17 protein-coding genes are annotated in these 19,853 nt (G+C 38.7%); 2 read left to right on the plus strand and 15 right to left on the minus strand.

What is annotated here, in order from left to right; all coding sequences use genetic code 11:
• Positions 1–56: 56 nt before the first annotated feature.
• Positions 57–401, minus strand: a complete 345-nt coding sequence (locus AC0MXB_RS13835) for a winged helix-turn-helix transcriptional regulator (RefSeq protein ID WP_474040298.1) — start codon at positions 399–401, stop codon at positions 57–59.
• Between the two features lie 172 nt (positions 402–573).
• On the opposite strand from AC0MXB_RS13835, the gene AC0MXB_RS13840 reads away from it, so the two are divergent.
• Entirely contained in the window at positions 574–888 is a 315-nt protein-coding gene (locus tag AC0MXB_RS13840) for a cupin domain-containing protein (RefSeq protein ID WP_474040299.1), read from the plus strand.
• Between the two features lie 39 nt (positions 889–927).
• Complete coding sequence (locus tag AC0MXB_RS13845; protein ID WP_474040300.1) at positions 928–1,389, plus strand: pyridoxamine 5'-phosphate oxidase family protein; 462 nt, start codon at positions 928–930, stop codon at positions 1,387–1,389.
• 1,092 nt (positions 1,390–2,481) lie between these two features.
• On the opposite strand, the gene AC0MXB_RS13850 is transcribed toward AC0MXB_RS13845, so the two are convergent.
• The 14 genes from AC0MXB_RS13850 to AC0MXB_RS13915 form a co-directional block, all read right to left on the minus strand.
• On the minus strand, positions 2,482–3,438 hold the full coding sequence (locus AC0MXB_RS13850) for a D-2-hydroxyacid dehydrogenase (RefSeq protein WP_474040301.1): 957 nt from the start codon (positions 3,436–3,438) through the stop codon (positions 2,482–2,484).
• A 48-nt stretch (positions 3,439–3,486) separates the two neighbouring features.
• Positions 3,487–3,846 carry a VOC family protein gene (locus AC0MXB_RS13855; RefSeq protein ID WP_474040302.1) on the minus strand — a complete coding sequence of 120 codons (360 nt, stop codon included), beginning with the start codon at positions 3,844–3,846 and terminating at the stop codon, positions 3,487–3,489.
• A gap of 328 nt (positions 3,847–4,174) precedes the next feature.
• Complete coding sequence (locus AC0MXB_RS13860) at positions 4,175–4,849, minus strand: class I SAM-dependent methyltransferase (RefSeq protein WP_474040303.1); 675 nt, start codon at positions 4,847–4,849, stop codon at positions 4,175–4,177.
• A 428-nt stretch (positions 4,850–5,277) separates the two neighbouring features.
• Complete coding sequence (locus AC0MXB_RS13865) at positions 5,278–6,435, minus strand: PrpF domain-containing protein (protein ID WP_474040304.1); 1,158 nt, start codon at positions 6,433–6,435, stop codon at positions 5,278–5,280.
• Between the two features lie 37 nt (positions 6,436–6,472).
• Entirely contained in the window at positions 6,473–7,876 is a 1,404-nt protein-coding gene (locus tag AC0MXB_RS13870) for a DASS family sodium-coupled anion symporter (protein WP_474040305.1), read from the minus strand.
• A gap of 540 nt (positions 7,877–8,416) precedes the next feature.
• Complete coding sequence (locus AC0MXB_RS13875; RefSeq protein WP_474040306.1) at positions 8,417–10,366, minus strand: sigma 54-interacting transcriptional regulator; 1,950 nt, start codon at positions 10,364–10,366, stop codon at positions 8,417–8,419.
• A 341-nt stretch (positions 10,367–10,707) separates the two neighbouring features.
• Complete coding sequence (locus AC0MXB_RS13880; RefSeq protein WP_474040307.1) at positions 10,708–11,616, minus strand: hydroxymethylglutaryl-CoA lyase; 909 nt, start codon at positions 11,614–11,616, stop codon at positions 10,708–10,710.
• A gap of 27 nt (positions 11,617–11,643) precedes the next feature.
• Positions 11,644–12,846, minus strand: coding sequence for a CaiB/BaiF CoA transferase family protein (locus AC0MXB_RS13885; protein WP_474040308.1), 1,203 nt, complete (start codon positions 12,844–12,846; stop codon positions 11,644–11,646).
• A gap of 12 nt (positions 12,847–12,858) precedes the next feature.
• Positions 12,859–13,347: a LeuD/DmdB family oxidoreductase small subunit gene (locus AC0MXB_RS13890; RefSeq protein ID WP_474040309.1), complete on the minus strand. Its 489-nt coding sequence runs from the start codon at positions 13,345–13,347 to the stop codon at positions 12,859–12,861.
• Between the two features lie 11 nt (positions 13,348–13,358).
• Complete coding sequence (locus AC0MXB_RS13895; protein WP_474040310.1) at positions 13,359–14,480, minus strand: 3-isopropylmalate dehydratase large subunit; 1,122 nt, start codon at positions 14,478–14,480, stop codon at positions 13,359–13,361.
• Between the two features lie 203 nt (positions 14,481–14,683).
• Positions 14,684–15,841 carry a PrpF domain-containing protein gene (locus tag AC0MXB_RS13900; RefSeq protein WP_474040311.1) on the minus strand — a complete coding sequence of 386 codons (1,158 nt, stop codon included), beginning with the start codon at positions 15,839–15,841 and terminating at the stop codon, positions 14,684–14,686.
• Positions 15,842–16,923: 1,082 nt separating this feature from the next.
• On the minus strand, positions 16,924–17,091 hold the full coding sequence (locus AC0MXB_RS13905; RefSeq protein WP_474040312.1) for a hypothetical protein: 168 nt from the start codon (positions 17,089–17,091) through the stop codon (positions 16,924–16,926).
• Between the two features lie 642 nt (positions 17,092–17,733).
• Complete coding sequence (locus AC0MXB_RS13910) at positions 17,734–19,431, minus strand: methyl-accepting chemotaxis protein (protein WP_474040313.1); 1,698 nt, start codon at positions 19,429–19,431, stop codon at positions 17,734–17,736.
• Positions 19,432–19,489: 58 nt separating this feature from the next.
• On the minus strand, positions 19,490–19,807 hold the full coding sequence (locus AC0MXB_RS13915; protein WP_474040314.1) for a hypothetical protein: 318 nt from the start codon (positions 19,805–19,807) through the stop codon (positions 19,490–19,492).
• Positions 19,808–19,853: the final 46 nt, after the last annotated feature.

Genomic DNA, 19,853 nt, shown 5'->3' on the forward strand with positions numbered 1-19,853 from the left:
TTTATAAAAGAACCAGATTTTAAAGAATGAAAGAGGCCAGTCTCACCGCCTCTTCTTTAATCATTAATGAAATCTTCTTGTTGTTTACCTTGACGTTCTAAATACCCCTTACCCCAAATGCTTATTGATTCAAGAATGGGCTGAAGGCTCAAGCCAAGTTCTGTTAGAGAGTATTCAACTTTAGGTGGAACCTCCGCATAAACTTTGCGGGAAATAAGACCACTCTGCTCCATTTGCCGGAGTTGCTGGGTCAACATTTTTTGACTGATTCCATTTATACCTCTTAATAAGTCACTAAAACGCTGGTTGCTTCTGCTTAATAAATTTCGTAAAATAAGGACTTTCCACTTATGTCCTATTAAATTCAGTGCCGCTTCAATGGGGCAAATTTTAATATTCAATATTCAAAACCTCCAGTAAAATCAACAATAGTTACCCTTCGGTTTGTATCAAACAAAATAGTGCCTTCTTGCGAAAAGTAACTTTCTTTCTTATTATATGTAATGAAAGAGATTACAAGCAATATGTAATACTAGTTTATAATAATTTATTTAAATAGTAAGGGGGAAAAACATGAAAAAAATTAATACAGATTCTCTATTGGATTTTTCACTGGAAAAATCCGTGCGTAAAGCACTTAATCATGAGAGCAGTAAGCTTGATGTAGGGTTACTACTCTATACGCCGGGTCAGAGTACACCGGAACATACTCATAAAGATATGGACGAAGTTTTTTATGTTGTGGAAGGTGAAGGGAAACTAACTATCGACGGGGAAGAATTTGCCCTTAAAGAAAAAGATCTAATCTTATCCCCAAGGGGAGAAGGGCATGGTTTTTTCAATACTAGTTTAGGTAACCTAGCAGTTTTGCAAGTTAAAATTTTCTAAGTGTTTCTTAGTACAAAAATTCTTTAAGAGGAGATAATTATGAGATATGTCCGTGATACAGAAAAACAAGTAACACGCGATGAAGCCATGAGTATTCTAAAAGCTGGCGAATACGGAGTGTTATCTACTGTAGACAAAAATGGGCAACCTTATGGTGTACCGCTAAACTATATCTTTCTAGATGAGGCGATTTATCTGCATTGTGCTCTTGAGGGGCATAAGCTAGATAATATTGCCGAAAACATCCAAGTATGCTTTACAGTAGTCGGATATTCAGAAATAGTGCCCAGCTCATTTACGGCCAAATATGAAAGTGTTATTGTTTTTGGCAAAGCCATGTTGACCGACGAGCCTGAAAAAGTTAAAATGTTAACCGAATTGGTTAACAAGTACAGCTTAGAGTTCCAAGATAAAGGAATGAAAGTAATTGATGCTTTTAAAGATAGATGTATCGTAATTCGCATAAAAATAGAAGATATCACAGGTGTGAAGAAAAGATAATCCGAAGTTTAATGGTCATATGAATTCAAAGGGCCGTCCGCATTAAGACAGCCCTGAAAGGAAACAAAAACGGCAACCGACAATAGTCGAGAGCCGTTTTTTTATTGTAAAATCAAGTTTAGAAGAACGAAGCAAGAATCTACACGTATCCAAAGTTTTTCTTAGACAGCGGGAAGAAATACAGGCACGCATGCAAAGTGAATAAGGTATTCTGCTCCGCGTAAATCGGTTGATTCAAGTCAAAGAAACCTTTGGCGTCCTTAAAAGCCTTAACATTACTAGTATTAATTGGTCGGAGCGGCGAAATTCGAACTCTCGACCTCTTCCATCTTACGCGAAAAAAGCATTGTAACGAATTGACTTCTTTTTAAAACCCATTGAAATCACTAGGTTTATCGCAATGTCCCTTGACAAATATTTATATACTATGCCAAACCTTATTATATAAAAAGACCCAATTTAGGACCCAATCGTGTAAATATCATTTTCTAATTACATCATTACTGCTTATTGAGCATAAATCGTTCTAGCTACTTTTCTAAGGTAAACCCTAATTTTATATGACATGCTATTCCTTGTAAAGAATGCTATGCGGTTTCTGTTCGTCGGTGCAGGATTTTGCCTTCAGCTTCCTTCAGATCCCACTTCACTGTGGACACCCTTGCCGTTAGCTAATGGTTCCTACTACCAAGCCCATAGCGAACTCTCACCGCCAAATTACTGCTCATGCCGGGCAAACTAAATATAGGGCTTAGCCATTTTGCTAAGCCCTATATTATCTAATGAAATAATAACCCTTCTTGATAACCAAAGTTATCTCACTTTTCTTAATTAGCAAATCGACTCATCAATTGTTAAAATTGCTAATAAACTAACAGCAGCTGAGCAGACAAAAAAATAAATACTGCACTGTAATTAAATTGATCAAGCAAAAAGCCTGCGAACATTTGTGATATAACACTTCCAATATGCCCGCCAGTATTAATAACAGAAATAGATATATAGAATGATTTCCACAAACAAATCCATTTCTTTGCATAACAATCGCTAAAGGTTCATCAGAGTTTCTGCCAACATACCATGAATATACCTTTATCTTACAACATTAATTGGTTTCCCCAATAAAAATTGTTCAAGATTATCGACAGCAATATTCATTAAGCGCTGACGAGATTCTTTTGGCGCCCAAGCAATATGAGGCGTAATTATACAATTTTTAGCAGTCAACAAAGGGTTGTCTGCTTGAATCGGCTCGGTCGAAACTACATCAAGTCCTGCAGCATATACTTTGCCAGAATTTAACGCGTCAGCCAAGTCATTCTCTGCAACAAGAGGTCCGCGGGAAGTATTAATAATAATAACCCCATTTTTCATTTTTGCAATTGTTTTCTGATTAATTATTCCACGTGTATCTTCAAACAATGGACAATGAAGTGAAATAACATCCGATTCGGTAAACAATTCTTCAAGGCTCACATATTTGAGCTGGTCGCTTTGAGAAAGCAGCGCCTCTTCTTTACTATAAGCCAAAATTTTCATTCCTAATGCTTTAGCAATTTCCCCCACTTGCTGGCCAATTCTCCCAAAACCAATAATACCCAGTGTTTTTCCGTAAAGTTCGATTAAAGGATACTTCCAATAGCACCAATCGGCGGAGCGTGCCCAATCGCCTTGTAATACGCTACTACTGTGAGCTCCTACATGATGACAAATTTCTAATAACAATGCAATAGCGCTTTGGGCAACTGCCCTTGTTCCGTACGTGGGAATATTAGCTACAATAATTCCCTTTTCTGTGGCAGTTTGTACATCAACGACATTATAGCCTGTTGCTAATACACATATAAATTTAATTGACGGACAGGCGATAAAAACCTCTTTATCAATCACTACTTTATTGGTAAATATAATTTCGGCATCACCAATGTGAGCGATTCTATCTTGATGCGAAGTGCGATCATACACAACAAGTTCACCAAGAGCGCTGATTCTATCCCAGCCTAAATCACCTGGATTTAACGTATAGCCATCTAAAACAACTATCTTCATTTGTCTACTCCTTTATAGAAAAATACTTGTTACGGATCTGCTGTCTTTTCAAGTGCAATAATGAGAAATCTCAATAAGGTTACCATCAGGGTCCCTTATATAGACTGATTCGATCTCCCCTTCTGCTCCGGTACGCATCACTGGTCCTTCTTCAATCAAAATACTATGTTTTCGTAGTTTATCTATTACGATTGGAAGGGATTTTTCCGTAATAAAACAAAGATCTATTGATCCGGCTGTAGGAAATTGGGCTTTCGGCTCAAATTCTTTTCCTACTTCATGAAGATTTATTTTTTGTTGCCCAAACTTTAACGCTCTTCGCCCTTCACCAAACTCAACTATTTTCATTTCCAAAACTTCCGAGTAGAAAGCAATTGTCTTATCAATATCTTTTACAGTAAGAACCAAATGATCTATTCTTGCAATAATCGTTTATTCCCCCTAACAATTTAAACATCTATATAATTTTGCTTTAGCCATACGGCTCGTCAAATTATCTGCTACTTTTTCTTCTACCGCTTACTTCAATCAATTCCGAAATTGACTTATATCCAATAATTAATCCCCATTCTAAAGGGGCGGGATAAAAGCCATTATTTCCATCAGAAATAAAAGTTTCTGGTCCTTTACGTACAACCAACAAACCATTTTTCCATTTTCTCTATTGACCATCTTAATGTAACATGCCATCAACATTTCTACCGATTAACACTCAAAGTAATTTTATATTAGATAATCATTTTATTGCGTAAAATCCTGCCTGCAAACCAGATATCCAAAAAACCTCGACAATCGAAAAGCCAGCTTTCTTCAACATAAAAATATGATCGTCTATCGAAATTGGTAAAAGCTCAACCCCAAAACGCTTAAAGTACCGTTCCACTGCTTGCGGATCTTTACCACTTCTTATTTGCGCACTTCTCCAACGTTCGAGACCTATTTCAGTTCCTTGTTTGGTAGCAGTCAATATACTCTCAAATGTAATATATACCCCATTATCTTTAAGCATCCTATAGCAGTTTTCAGTTGCCTTTTGCTTTGCATGCAAATCAAAATAATGATGAGCGAGAATAGCTGTAATAACATGGAAATTCTCGTTACAATACTTAAGTTCCTCTGTCCCAGACACAATAAACTCAATATTTCTATTTTTAAAGAGTTTTTCGCGGGCAATTGCCATCATCGCTTCTGCTGGATCAGCCAATATAAACTTGGTCTCCTTAAAACAACTACTAGCATGGGATATAAATGTGCCCGTACCGCATCCAGTATCAAGCCAACTAAGAGGATTTAAATTAACTGACTTTACGAGATCAATTGCCTCATCATGAAACTTTTTATAGTAGGGAATAGTTTTTTCTATATTAGAATCATATTCTTGTGCAGACTGTGATGTTTTATTATCATGCATGGGTTCCAACTCCTATCTCTAATTTCTTTTTATAATTGGAGTAGCCTTCAACGGTAAGTACGTGGATATCAATCTGAAAAAGGTTTCTGAAGTTTGATAATATGCACCTCTAACTAAATTAAACCAATCCATTGCCAATAAGTAAAGGTAAATAAAATCAAAATAGTGGTAAAATACACACAATAAGTAGCAATTAATATCATACCAAACATTGGCAGATCAGAATCATATCTTTTAAAAATAAAAGGTACTTTTTTATTACTTGCTATCTCTAAAGAAAATGGGTAAGATTTAACTCTTACCCACCTCTTTTAAACAAAATAAAAGCCTCCGGCAATTGCTCAAAAAATTTAACTGTTAAAAACAACCAAACGAACTACTCAAGCGCTTGAATTAGATTAGTAAAAGCCAAAATAATCCACCAATTTTTATTTTAAAATAGATTTTCTTATATAAACATAACCTTCCATAATTCTACGAGCAGTTCGATAAATGGCTGCCCGCTTTAATTTAACACCGTCTTCTTCCTTCTCAGCCTCCGCTTCTACCGGAATAATTCCTCCCGGATGACCAATCTTGATAGTAACTTTCGACTTTGCTTCTTCACGTAAAACATCCCAAACGATGCTTCCAGGAATTCTTGCAGCAGCTCCAGTGCAAACAGTACCTGTTCCAGGATATGTTTTATGCATCCTCAACATAAAAAGCAAGCGAGAAACCATATCAACATCAGATGCCTTAACTGTCTGGCCACTGATCGTCTCATAATCAGCAGGCGGACTGATGATAGCAAAAAAGGGATTATATGGACTTTTGATAGCTGCATCTTCCGGTCTATCTACCAGGCCAAAAAGAACAGCGGCCCGTCCTCGAATTTTCTCTATAGTCATCATAAGCTCTTTATTGCCCTCTATTTCCTGCGGCGATTCTGTTCCTTTCATGCCAAGACTAGAAGCATGAATAAAAACTAACGGATTTCCTGCATCAACGAGCGAAACAGTGTATTTTTCTCCATCGACATCAATAATATCCTTGGCATTGCCAGTGGGCATCAATTTACCAGTAATCCCGCCTGCAGTATCTGACCAATCCAGTGTAATCTTCGCTCCAGTACCAGGGCATCCATCAATTTTACAGTCACCATCTACCATTGCTTTGCCATTTTCCACTGGCACTTCTGCCACTAAGATATTTCCACTATTAGTCAAATGGATACGAACCGTAGTGATCGGCTCAACCGCTTGCACAAGACCTTCATCAATTGCAAATGGTCCAACTGCCGCTGATATATTGCCACAATTTCCACCATAATCGACAAACTCTGTTTCAATGCTAACTTGACCAAAGGTATAGTCAACATCCGCATCTTCCCTTGATGACGGTGAAATAATAGCTAATTTACTTGTCAAAACATCCGCACCGCCTAACCCATCAATTTGGCGAATATCGGGGCTGCCATAAATTGAACATATTACCTTATCTCTCAAAGTCGGGTCCTTCGGTAATTCATTACTCATAATAAAGATGCCTTTGCTTGTTCCACCACGCACAATAGCACAACGTAGCATTTCCATTTCCGGATGCATAAGATAACCTCCTTAATTTTTTACATTTTATGAAAATCTACCAAAAGCCAAGCAGTTTCCAATACGGAAGACCTATTACCATATAAATGATTCCACTAACGACAGTTACTACTGTTCCCACTTTCCACCAAGTAGCTTGATCAACATAACCACTACCAAATAACACAGGTCCAACGGCATTCCCATAATGAGTTAATAGACTACCAAACGCAGATGAGGCTCCCATTAAAAGCACTAAAACCATCGGCGGTACATTGGCAACTAAACCAAGTGTAAAAAGAACAGGAATGAAAGTCGAAACGTAAGCAGCAATTGATGCGAAAAAGTAACGAGCTACTAAACTGAGCACTAATAACGCTGATAATACAACATAAGTGTCGTACCCAGCGAAACTTATATTATTAGCTAGCAGCTTACCTAACCAGGTAAAAAATTGTGCTTTTGATAAACCATCAGCCAAACTGATAATACCACCATACCAAATAAATGTACTCCAAGCTCCTTTAGCATTTAACAAGCAGTCCCAGGAAATAACTCCAGCAGCAAGACAAGCACTGATAAAAGTAATAGCCACCGCCGTAGGATCAATCTTTGTAATACTTCCAGTCGCCCAACCAAGAATCGCCATAGCAAAAAGAAATGCCAATATCTTTTCCCGCTTAGAAATATGACCAATCTGAACTAAACCAGCCTGTGATATTGCCTTATTATCGATCTGTTTCAATTCAGGTGGATATATCTTATAGACAAGATAAGGAACAACAAGCAATACAATTAAGCCCGGCACAATGGTTGCTTGTGTCCATTGAATCCACGAAATGTCTAGATTTAAAATACTTCGCGCAAATGTTACCACTAACGGATTCGTCGCTAAAGCAGTAACAAAAATGGCCGCAGTCGTTAAACTAATTTGATAAAGAAGAATTGTTAAATAAGCCCCTATTCGGCGCGAAGTAGCACCTGGCTCTGAATCTAAAGTAACTGCGAGACTACGAAAAATAGGATAGACCAAACCTCCTGTGCGAGCAGTGTTAGACGGAGTTGCTGGGCTTACTACTAAATCCGTTAGTGCCGCGACATAACCTAAACCAAGAGTTGTTCGGCCCATTTTGCCGATTAATATATATGCAATTCGTTTACCTAACCCCGTTTCGATAAATGCCTGTCCTAACATAAATGCTGAAAAAACCAGCCATGCTGTTGAACTGGCATATCCGGCTAAAACAACGCCCAAATTATTTAAAAAAATACTTGATACACTAATTACGACCAATAACACCACTGGCTCCGCTACTGGTCGTAACATAATTCCAAGTATTGCTGCAATATACATTGCAAACAGTTGCCACGCAGATGTTGATAATCCAGCCGGAGTCGGCATCAATAGTATCATTACCGGAATTAAAATATTTACCATCGCTTTTATATGCTTCTTCTCCATTTCATCTCTCCCTCGATATGCTAGTATGCGTATCCTATATTTCTCCTTTCCTTCTAAATTTGTCCAGACTTTTCAGACATATAGTTTTGTAGGCGCCCTACTTATATTTTTAGCAAAAAGTATGCCAAGCTTAAAAGCTTATATAATAAGACACCAAGATTATTTCAGTCTCATTATTGGTAATAATAAAAGACAGATACTTCAACTAATAGCTTTATTTTAAGCGACTATTTTCTTATCCCAAAATTGAGCATGAGATCTCTATTTTAAACCAAATTTTAATTTTCAGGTACCTTAATGAATATCTTTATCAAAAAGAAAAAAGTCACCTCGATGGTGACTCTTTGGACAATAAAGCTCTCTTAAAAACCATTTTCATCGTCTTAATGCCCGGCCATATTCTAAAGCCTCTAACACTAAAACAACATCTCTTTCCCTTTTTCGCGGGCTACCCATAATTCCAACAATTTTTACGGCTAACCCTCCCCGGCTCTCGCTCACTATCAAATTTTACGTTAATCTTTTAATCCTTGCTTAATTTTAGAGATTATGAGCATTATCTTTTTCTTCAGGCCGTATTTTCCTCCACAAGGTAGATCGCCCAATGCCGAGTTTTTCTGCAACAGCAAGATAATCCTGTTCATAAATGGCTAACATCATCTTGATAACCTCTTTTTCAACATGATGAATAATTTCTTTTAATCCTTGGTTTAAATTTATTTTCAGTGAAATTGTATACCCGCTGTCCGAATCAATATCAATCAATCTATTCAGTAATTCTGACCAATTATTTTGATTTGACGAATAGCTTATAGCTAAAGCAAATCGTTCCATAACATTCGATAATTCTCGAATGTTACCTGGCCAATCATAAGAAGTTAGCACTCTCCCCAACTGCGCAACAAACGTGTCATAAGGAATATATACGGTAAGGTGCTCAAGAAATTTTTGGGCTAGCAACGACACATCTTCGAGCCGCTCTCGGAGTGGAGGAATCTTTAAATTCAGCACATTAAGCCGATAATACAAATCATCACGAAACAACCCTACTTCTACCCTTTTCTTCAGATCTTTATTAGTGGCACTGATAATTCGAATATCTACAGGAATTATCTTATCATCACCAACACGCCGAACTTCTTTTTCTTGCAGTACTCTCAGCAATCTAGCTTGTAATGGCTGCGGTATTTCTCCAATCTCATCAAGAAAAATTGTCCCTCCATGAGCCAATTCAAATAGCCCCGGTTTACCTTCCTTCTTTGCACCAGTGAATGCTCCACCTTCATATCCAAAGAGCTCACTTTCTAGTAAGTTTTCTGGAATAGCAGCACAATTGACCGCTACAAAAGGACCACTTTGCCGTTTACTTGCATTATGAATGCTTTGCGCAAATAACTCTTTCCCCGTCCCAGACTCTCCTTGGATCAAAACAGTGGAGTCAGTTGTCGCATATTGCTCCGCTTTTTGTTTTATCTCAATCATTTTTTCACTTTTTGTCAAAATATCTTCCAGGACATACCGAGCCACAAATCCCTTAGAATAAATTTTCTTTCTTATTAATTGTTCAAGATATTGTATTTTCGTAACATCTTCAAATGTTCCAACAACACCAATTTTTTTTTCATCAAGAAGAATTGGTATACGGCTTGTGGCAATAATTCCACCTTTAACTTCCTGTAACTGTGCTAATTCTGCCACTCCGCTTTCAAACACATTTTGCATTCGTGTATTAGGAATAACCCCTTGTACACATTCACCAATTACGGCATCATTCGCTATATGAAAAATCCTCTCCGCTGCAGCATTAAAAATAACAACCCTGTTTTGCTCATCGGTAACAATAATCCCTTCGGCAATTGAATCCAAAACCTTTTCTATTCTAGCCCTACGACTTCGCTCTTCTCGACGTACTCGACCAACATGTATAGCCTCTTCCAATGCACGAGATACGGTCTCTTCGCCACATTCAATTAATATGCCTTCCGATCCCATTTGCTTTGCAAAATGAACAATGACAATTCCTCCGACCATAACTTTTATGCCTCGATTGCTAGCATCTAATATTCCCTTTTTTATTTCCTGATGAGTAATAAAAGAATACTCATGAATTTTAATACCACAAATTTCTTCTATAAAACGAATACCACGTAATTTCTCTCCGTACTTAAAAAAAGCTACTTCTTTTACCTGACCTCGAATTGTATATAAAGCCCGCAATACATCAGAGAAAGTAATCGGAACACTCACAACGGGAATGTTGACAGCTTTCCTAATGTATTCGGCAGTTCCACCACGGCTCAAGATTACATCAACATCCTCTTCTAATTGGCATGCATTCATAGCTGCTTCTTCCAAGGTGGCCGAAACTGTATAGGTTTTCACCCCTACACTCTCAGCCATTCGTGTAAATGTATCGGTCATTTTACTATCATCATAAACAAGTGCCACTTTTATATCACTTGTACTGTGCGGCGCTATTTGCCATTTCATCCTTTGCCCCCCCGTATATTTCAAATCCTCTACGTATTATTTTTAAATATTCAACATATAAAGTCCGCAATTCCTTCCATCGTAAAACCCCCAGAAATGTGTCTAGAAAAAAGGCAAAACCTATCGCATATACTCATGCAAAGGTTTTGCCATCAGAATATTTCATTTGTATACTAGGATGCGTCCAAGCAATAGCAATTATAAATTTCTAGTAACCGCAAAATTAAAGACCCAATTAACTTTTCCAAGCTAGCCCTTAAATAATTCTATTTTCTTTGCTCATTTCGACCAGATATAAATATCAATGCTAACAGATGGTCTCATTGAAAAAACCGGATAAATTATTGATTTTCATATTTGCTTGCATAAGCCATATGGCTTGTGAGTATCGTTTGTATTTTTTCACGTACAACTCGAACCACATTAAGATAATTTTCCAAATTAATCTCAGTACTAATACCCATTTCGTGCAACATATTGACCATATCTTCTGTAGCTGTGTTTCCAGCCGCGCCTGGTGCAAAGGGACATCCACCAAGTCCGCCAATCGCCCCCTCAAAGGTTGTGATACCTGCCTGAAGACCTGCTAACATATTGGCAAGCCCCATGCCCCGAGTATCATGCATATGAAGCCCCATAGGAACATCTGCAAACCTTGTCTTCGTATTTTTGACTAAGTTACTCACCTGACTTGGATTCGCGACACCAATAGTATCACATAATATGATGGACTTTACGCCGCAATTAAGTGCTCCCTCAATTAAACTAAATACAAGATCCTCATCCACTTTACCGAGAAATGGGCACCCAAAAGCTGTGGCAATATCTAAACGAACTTTTAATTCAGGAATCTCTTGAACAATGTTTTTTAAGTCAGCAAGCGATTGTTGGCGCGTACGGTTAATATTCGCAAGATTATGCTTTTCACTGGCTGATATGACATAGGTAACTTCCCTAATACCACATTCATAGGCTTTTTTAGCACCGACAAGATTAGGAACAAGCGCTATCGCCCGTAAGCCATCCTGAGTATATTTAGCAACAACACTTTTTGCAACTTCTATCGCATCAGCCATTTGAGGAATCGCTTTGGGATGAACGAAAGATGTCACTTCCATTGCCTTTATCCCCGAACAGACTAACCCCTCAATAATATCCAACTTAGTCTGTGTCGATATCTGAGATTTTATGTTTTGAAAACCATCTCGTGGTCCGACTTCAATAATTTCAATATTTGTTGACAAATTCATGATTTTCCTCCTGTTAAATAACAACGCTTATCCTTCGATGATGCCTTTAATTTTTAATTCTGCAAGCTTTGCTTTATCAAAACCAAGATATTTTTTTAGCACTTCCTCAGTATGTTGTCCCAAATCTGGCGCCGCTGTCTTAATACTGCAGTCAGTTTCCGAAAATTTAATATGGCAACCAGTTAATGTGGTTTTCCCAGCTCTAGGATGATCTACTTCTACAAACATCTCTCGCGCCTTGGCAATATGAGGATCTTTGGCTATATCGGAAATATTGTTTACTGGCGCTGCCGGACAGCCTTTTTTCAACAAGTCGTTGATGATATCATCGGCCAACTTGTTTTTGGACCATTCTTCAATAATAGGTTTTAATGCAGCATGATTTTTAACACGATCTGCATTCTCTTTGAAGCGTGGATCATCCAGTAAATCATTACGTCCCATGTAATCAGTCAACATGGCAAACAACTTGTTATTACCAGCACCAATAATAAAAGTTTTATCCTTCGCTTTAAAAGTATCATACGGATAGACCGACTCATAACGATTACCGATGCGTTCAGGGTTCTTTCCTGTTGCAAAATAGATTTGCGTAATAATTTCCATGCCCGATACAACGGAATCAACAAGCGCAACGTCTACTTTTTCTCCATGACCATTTTTCAATTTATTTGCATAAGCAGCTAAAATACCAATCGTCATATTGAGACCTGCCAAAACATCAGCAATAGCTGTTCCGCTGCGAGTTGGTTCACCATTAGGCCAGCCTGTAGTACTCATAAGTCCGCCCATGCCTTGACCAATAATATCATAGCCAGGACGTTTCGAATAAGGACCATAATGGCCAAAACCAGATACAGCGCCATAAATAAGCCCAGGATGAATCTTTTTTAGTTCTTCATAACCAAGCCCTAACTTTTCCATCGTCCCTGGCCGAAAATTTTCTAAAAGAATATCAAATTCTTTTATTAATTCTCTGAAGACAACACGACCTTCTTCTTCTTTTAGATTAATAACAATTGATTTTTTATTGCGATTCAAGTTCATGAAATATGCTGATTCGCCATTAATCATCGGTGTAAAACCTCGCGAATCATCGCCTCGTTTAGGGACCTCCAGTTTGACTACTTCCGCTCCCATGTCAGCTAACATCATCCCACTGTAAGGTCCTGCCAAAACCCTCGTCAAATCCAGTACACGAACGCCTTCTAATGCTCCATGCTTTTCCACGACTATATCCTCCTAAAGTGTTTGTTTGAGAAATGGTACTAACCCGCCATTATTAATCAATTCCATAATATGACTTGGAATTTTGCTACAGCGATACGTTTCATTCTTGGTGTGATTTACGATAATGCCATTTTCAAGGTCAATTGAAATTTCGTCGTTGTCAGAAATTTGATCTGTCTCTTTGCACTCAATGACCGGAATTCCAAGATTAATTGCATTACGATAAAAAATCCGGGCAAAAAATTTTGCCACTATTGCTCCAACGCCCAGATATTTAAGGGTCAAGGGCGATGTTTCTCGACTAGATCCAGAGCCGAAATTAGCACCAGCAACTAAAATATCCCCCTGCCTCACTCTGGTTGAAAAATCCGAGTCTACCGCACTCATTGCATATTTAGCAGCTTCAGCTATACTAAGTTCCATGTACTGAGGTGGAGAAATAATATCAGTATTTATGTTGTCACCAAATTTTAGCACTCTGCCACAAACTGGTTTGCTCATCTTCGTTCCTCCTACAATAATTCCCTTGGATCTGTAATAGTACCCGTAACAGAGCTCGCGGCTACTACCAATGGTGAACCAAGATAAATATTAGACTCTTTACTCCCCATCCGCCCAAGGAAATTGCGGTTAGTAGATGAAATACAATTTTCACCGCTTGCAAGAAGCCCTGAATGAACTCCCACGCATACGCCGCAAGATGGAGCCATAATGGTAGCACCAGCTTCAATCAAAGCCTCTAAAATGCCTGCTTTATTAGCCTTCACCCAAACTTCTTGTGATGCAGGAGAAACTAAAAGCCTTGTCCCGCTTTTAATTTTTCTTCCCTGCAAAATACGTGCTGCGGCTTCAAGATCACTATATCTTCCACCGGTGCAAGAACCAATATATGCTTGATGAATCTGAGTATTTTTTACATTACTTACCTCAGTAACGTTATCTACTTCATGGGGACACGCAACAACAGGCACCAATTTTTCGGCTTGGAAAGCATAGGTAGCACAATAAGATGCATCGGAATCACTACGGAAACACGTATAATCTTCATTAATGCCATGCTCTTTTAAATATTGCCGTGCTTTTTCATCTGCTTCCATTAAACCAACTTTAGCCCCCATTTCCACTGCCATGTTAGTAATTGCCATACGCTCATCCATGTTTAAACTTCCGATCGTATCACCCACATATTCCACCGCTTTATAGGTAGCCCCGCTATGACCAATCTCACCAATCGTTTTAAGTGAAATATCTTTAGCCATAACACCCTCTGGAAGAGTTCCATTCCACTGCACTTGAATTGTCTCAGGAACTCTTAGCCAGGTTTTCCCTGTTAACAAAATCCCCAGCATTTCTGTCGATCCGATCCCACTAGCAAATGCACCTAATGCACCACCCATGCAAGTGTGAGAATCTGTTCCCAAAACAATAGTCCCAGGTATCACATGACCATTTTCCGCCATCACCTGATGGCACGGTCCAGCAAACTCATAGTAACTATTAATGCCATGGTTATTTGCCCAATCCCGGGTAAATTTCACAATTTCCGCCTGTTTAACATTAGCCGGAGGAGTATAGTGATCGGATATAATAACTACTTTATTTTTATCCCAAACCTCATCTTTGATCTCCAGCATTTTCTCCGCAATTTCAACTCGTGGTCACAAAATATCATCCATCATGGCTTTATCAACATTAACCCAAAGAATATCCCCGGCTGAAGCAGTCTCAATATTAGCCGCTCTGGCTAGTATCTTTTCAGACATTGTCTTTCTCAAATGCCATCACCCTCTACTTATATTTATTACTAAATGAAATTCCCAAAATGATGCGCTCATTGTTATTTCAAAATTAACTTTCGTACATAAACTTGGCCATCCATAATTTTTCTAGCAGTACGATAGACCCCAATTCTCTTTAACTTAACTTGTCCATTAACAACCTCGGCTTCTGTTTCTACTGGAATAATCCCACCTGGATGACCAATATTTACTGTCGTTCTAGTCTTTGCTTCTTCTCGCAACACTTCCCAAGCCACACTTCCCGGTACACGAATGGCTGCGCCAGTAGCAACCGTACCAGTAATAGGATAAGTTTTATGCATCTTAAGCATGAATAACAATCGGGAAACAATATCCACTTCACAAGCCTTCACACAGCCTCCGCTTATAGTGGTGTAATCGGCGGGAGGACTAACAATAGCGAAAAAAGGAGCATAAGGACTTTTAAATTTCGCTTCTTCAGCTTTATCGACCATACCGCACATCACTGTAGCCTGACCACGAATCTTTTCTATCGTTTCCATCAAAAGGAGATTCGCTTCGATCTCCTGCGGTGTCTCAGTTCCTCTCATTCCAAGACTATCGGCATGAATAAATACCAGAGGATTGCCCGCATCAACAATAGATACTGTATAGTTTTTCCCATCAACACTAATCACATCTTTTGCATTACCAGTTGGCAATAACTTACCTGTAATACCTCCAGTTACATCTGACCAATCAAGTGTAATCTTTGCTCCTGTTCCTGGAACACCGTCAATGGAATAATCGCCTTCCACACAAGCCTTTCCATTTTTAACGGGTACCTCGGCCACAAGGATATTATTACTATTTGTAAGATGAATACGAACTGTAGTTACTGGCTCTACAGGTTCAACCATCCCAGCATCAATCGCGAACGGTCCTACAGCAGCTGATATGTTACCACAATTTCCACCATAATCTACAAATTCAGTTTCAAAACTTACCTGACCAAACGTATAGTCAACATCCGCATCTGGACGGCTTGGCGGAGAAACAATGGCTAACTTACTGGTCAAAACATCAGCGCCGCCTAAGCCATCGATCTGTCTCAAATCAGGGCTACCATAAATAGCACAAATTATTTGGTCCCGTTTCACTGGATCTTGGGGCAACTCATTTTTCATAATAAAAATTCCCTTACTGGTCCCCCCTCGTACAATAGAGCATTTCAACATTTCCATTTCCGGGTGCATCAAGTTCCCTCCCACTTATTCACATGAAACAGTTATAATTTCTGTCTGCCCTATTTATTTGCAAAAAACGTGCCAACATAAAAAATTACGTAAATCAAGCATTTTCAAAGCATACCCTTCTCATTTTTAGGACAAAAAAAATTCTATTCTTTCAATTTTCTTCAGCGAATACTTTATAATTACTTCATTCTCATTTTTGAAACAAAAGATCCCGATCTTGATTAAATAAGTCAATTATTCTATTGAATCTTTTCTTTTAGATTTATTTGAACTTTACCATAAAAAAAGCTCCCCTATGGGAGACAATGAAAATCTTAGTAATTCTGTTGCCTATTAATTTAGGTGCTTATCTTTTTATGCGGATTGGCAACACTCTTCTTGACAAATTCCAGAGAAGTAACTTCCTGCATTCTCCAAGACCTTTATATCCAAAACTTCTTTATTTAGAAAAACTAAGGCCAAATTCAGAAAAGGCCAAATTCAGAAAAGGCCAAATTCAGAAAAGGCCAAATACAGGACCCAACTTCACATAATAACGTAAAAAGGATTCTGAGGAAAATCTCAGAAGCCTTGATATTACTAGTATTTAATTGGTCAGAGCGGCGAGATTCGAACTCACAACCTCTTCCACCCTAAGGATAAAAGACCAATTTAGTACAAGCCTTTAAAGCAGCCGAAAACCGTGATTTTACTGGGCTTATAGGCGTATTAGAAATGATTTAAAATGCATTAAAAATCACTAAAAATCATTCAGGTTGCTGTCAAAAATGAAAGGGCTGATTCAATTGAAAAAACAAAATTAAGATTTAATTTTTTAGGGAGGACTCAAATGGAACACTATACCCGCCAGATAAAACGCCAAAGCTTTTTAAAGAGCGTTTAAAGCAAGCTATGGTCAATCTTATTGAAAATCGTAAACGTCTCAAAAAACGCGTTGATGAAGCAGCGGCTTTTAGAGAAAGGAGTCCTCAAAATTGAGGGCTCCTTTGTATTAAGAAAAATAATCCCTAGTAAAACACAAAGAACCATTGGCACACTTTAGCGCAGATACTAGGAAAATGCCCCCAGCTGCGTTTTTTAAATTACCCTTGCTGAATGAATAAATTAATTTGTCTTTCAGGATGTTCCATTAAAAATTTCTTCCAATCTTCTTCAGCCTTCTCTTTAACGCCAGGATCGCCACTGTTTAATAAAGATAATAATTCTTCTTCCCTTCGCATTACCTTATCATCCCTCTTTCGTCCTCGCAATGTTCTCACCTCCCCTAATGGAACGTTTCAATCTAAATCATTAAAATCCTGTCCTATAGTGCCAATAATTGTTGAAAAAATAACCAAACAGTAAACGCTCCGATGCCTACTCGTAAAACTTCGCCATTTTACCGCCCTCCAATCTGCAGTCTAAAAAACTGCTATTTTTAGTTTAGCTCTTCAAAACTGAAAAAAAGTATCATTTTTGTCAAAAATAAAAAAGCTCTCCTACTCCAATCATACGGAATAGAAGAGCCTCAATTATTTACCCACATTAATTAGCTTTTTATTTATTTCTCCTTGTATCGTTACTACTTGGCCTAATTCTTCTTTTTTCACACCTAACACTGCGCATCGTTTACAATAATAATAAGTGTATATGGTTTCGCAGTAATGTGGGGTCCCGCAATCGCCCCACTTCACAATTTTAGGATTAGCTGATTCCTTCATAGGACAATTACATTTTTCACAAACCAACTTAGTCACCTTCAAGCTTGTAAAAATCCAATCATACTTTTAGTATAAAAGTCTTTCTGATATATACAAGTCCTAAATCTATGTATACAAAATTTCTATCTCTCATATGCTATATAGAAATCTAATGACTTAAAAAGGACCTCAATTTTGAGGTCCTTTTATCTTTTAAACTTTGAATTTGCTAACCGCATTTTGTAGATTCTGTGCAAGCTTAGCAAGATTCATGCTGGCGGAAGCAATTTCTTCCACAGAGGCCGACTGTTCTTCCGTAGCTGCCGAAATGGATTCGGCTTCCGTAGCTGTTGCCTTGCTTACTCCGGTGATGCTTTGCACTGCATCCACGATATTTTCGCTGCTGCTTGCTAATTGCTGTACCACTGCGGAAATATCGGTTACTTGACTTGATACATTGTCAATCAAACCGCGAATCTCATCAAAGGATTTTCCTGCTGTCCGGACAACTTGGGCGCCGTTTTTTACTTCATTAGAGCCTTTATTCATGGCCCCTACAGCTTCATCCGTATCTTTCTTGATTTCCGTAATCAGCCCAGAAATCCGTTTGGCTGCTTCTTTCGATTGCTCGGCAAGCTTACGAACTTCCTCGGCCACTACAGCGAAGCCTCTGCCTTGTTCTCCCGCTCTAGCCGCTTCAATTGCGGCATTGAGCGCCAACAGATTTGTTTGTCCGGCAATCGCCGTAATGTCTTCTACTATCTGACCAATTTCTTGCGAACGAATGCTGAGCTTATTCACTGCTTCGGCTGCATTCTTCGACGCTTTCTCAATTTCATTCATCTGATCCACTACTTTGCCCACAGCTTCGCTGCCTTTGAGAGCTGAGCGAGCTGTATTGTCGGCAATTGCTGCAACGGCTGTGGCGTTGCTTGCTGCTTGCTGGACGCCGCCAGACATTTGGGTCACTACATTTAGTGTATCCGCTGCAGCTGTTGACTGTTTGTTTACGCCATCAGCTACGGTAATGACTGATACAGCCACTTGATTCGATGCTTGAGCTGATTGTTCCGCATTGGCCGTCAATTCTTCCGATGCAGCGGCAACTTGCTGTGCATCATCAATCACTTCAGCCATAATTGTTCTGAGGTTTGCAATAAAGGCATTGACGACTTTCGCTAAATCACCGACTTCATCTTTGCTGTATATAGCGATTTCCTGGGTTAGATCGCCGCCTTTTTCCACAAGATCACCTATTGATTTTTCCAGAGTCCTTAGGGGCCGTACTACCGACAAAGCGATGACTACTGCAATGATCGTGCCACTGATGGCGCTGATGATCGATGCGACGATTAGACTAATCTTACTGAAGGAAGCAGCTTGAGTGCTAATTGCAACTGATTCGCCGGATCCATCTTCGTTGATTTTAACAAGTTCTTGCAATAATTCACCCATCTCATTTACGAGGGGACGACCTTTGACAAATTCGCGATTGGCTCCGGCGATGTCATTTTTCCGGACAGCTTCTTTGATTCGTACTGCAATTGGCTGATATTCTTGCCATCTAGCAACAAATTGCTCGTAAGGTTTTCTTTCTTCCGGGCTGTTAAATAGGGGTTCGTAAATAGCTTGGTCTTTCTCTACCTTTTGCTGTCTATCAGTAATGAGCTGATCTAAACGATCCCTGGCCGCGCTATCTGATTCGAGTGCGAAAGCATATAAGAACCGAATGTAGTTTAAGAAATCATCATTGATTTTACCAGCCGCTTTAATGCTAGGAACCCAGTCTGTAGCAAGTTTATGCACTTCACTTTGTGCCTTATTGAGCTGGTAGAACACGAAGGATGAAGGAAGTATGCTAATCAAAATCACTAAGGAAAAACCTAAGGAAAGTTTCTTTTTTATAGTCATGGGGATCGCCTCCTCACTAGTTGTTGTTATTTTCATTCTTATTTTGATCATTTGAAAGTTAATTGTAGGTACTTGGTTTGAATTGAAAGAGTGAAAAAGATGATTCTATCATATTTGTTATTTGATCATTGGTAATTGTTTTCGTATGGGGAAGAATTTCATCGACGACCAGAGCTAGGAACAAACCATTCGATTCAATTAAAATCACATGCTTGTTATCTGATGCTTCTTCTCGTGTATCTCTAATTACGGGAATAGAACCGCTGTCAACCAATCCTTCTAGCCACTTTTCGTGAATCATTCCTGTAACAAGTTCTAAGGGAATTCCATATTCAACAGCGCCCCAGCGGAACATGAGCAGCTTTTTCTTTTTCATAAAACCATCTCCTTTCGAGTAGCTTGTCCTTCTTGTTTTCTTGCTT

This window comes from Pelorhabdus sp. sgz311001, from assembly GCF_055901755.1.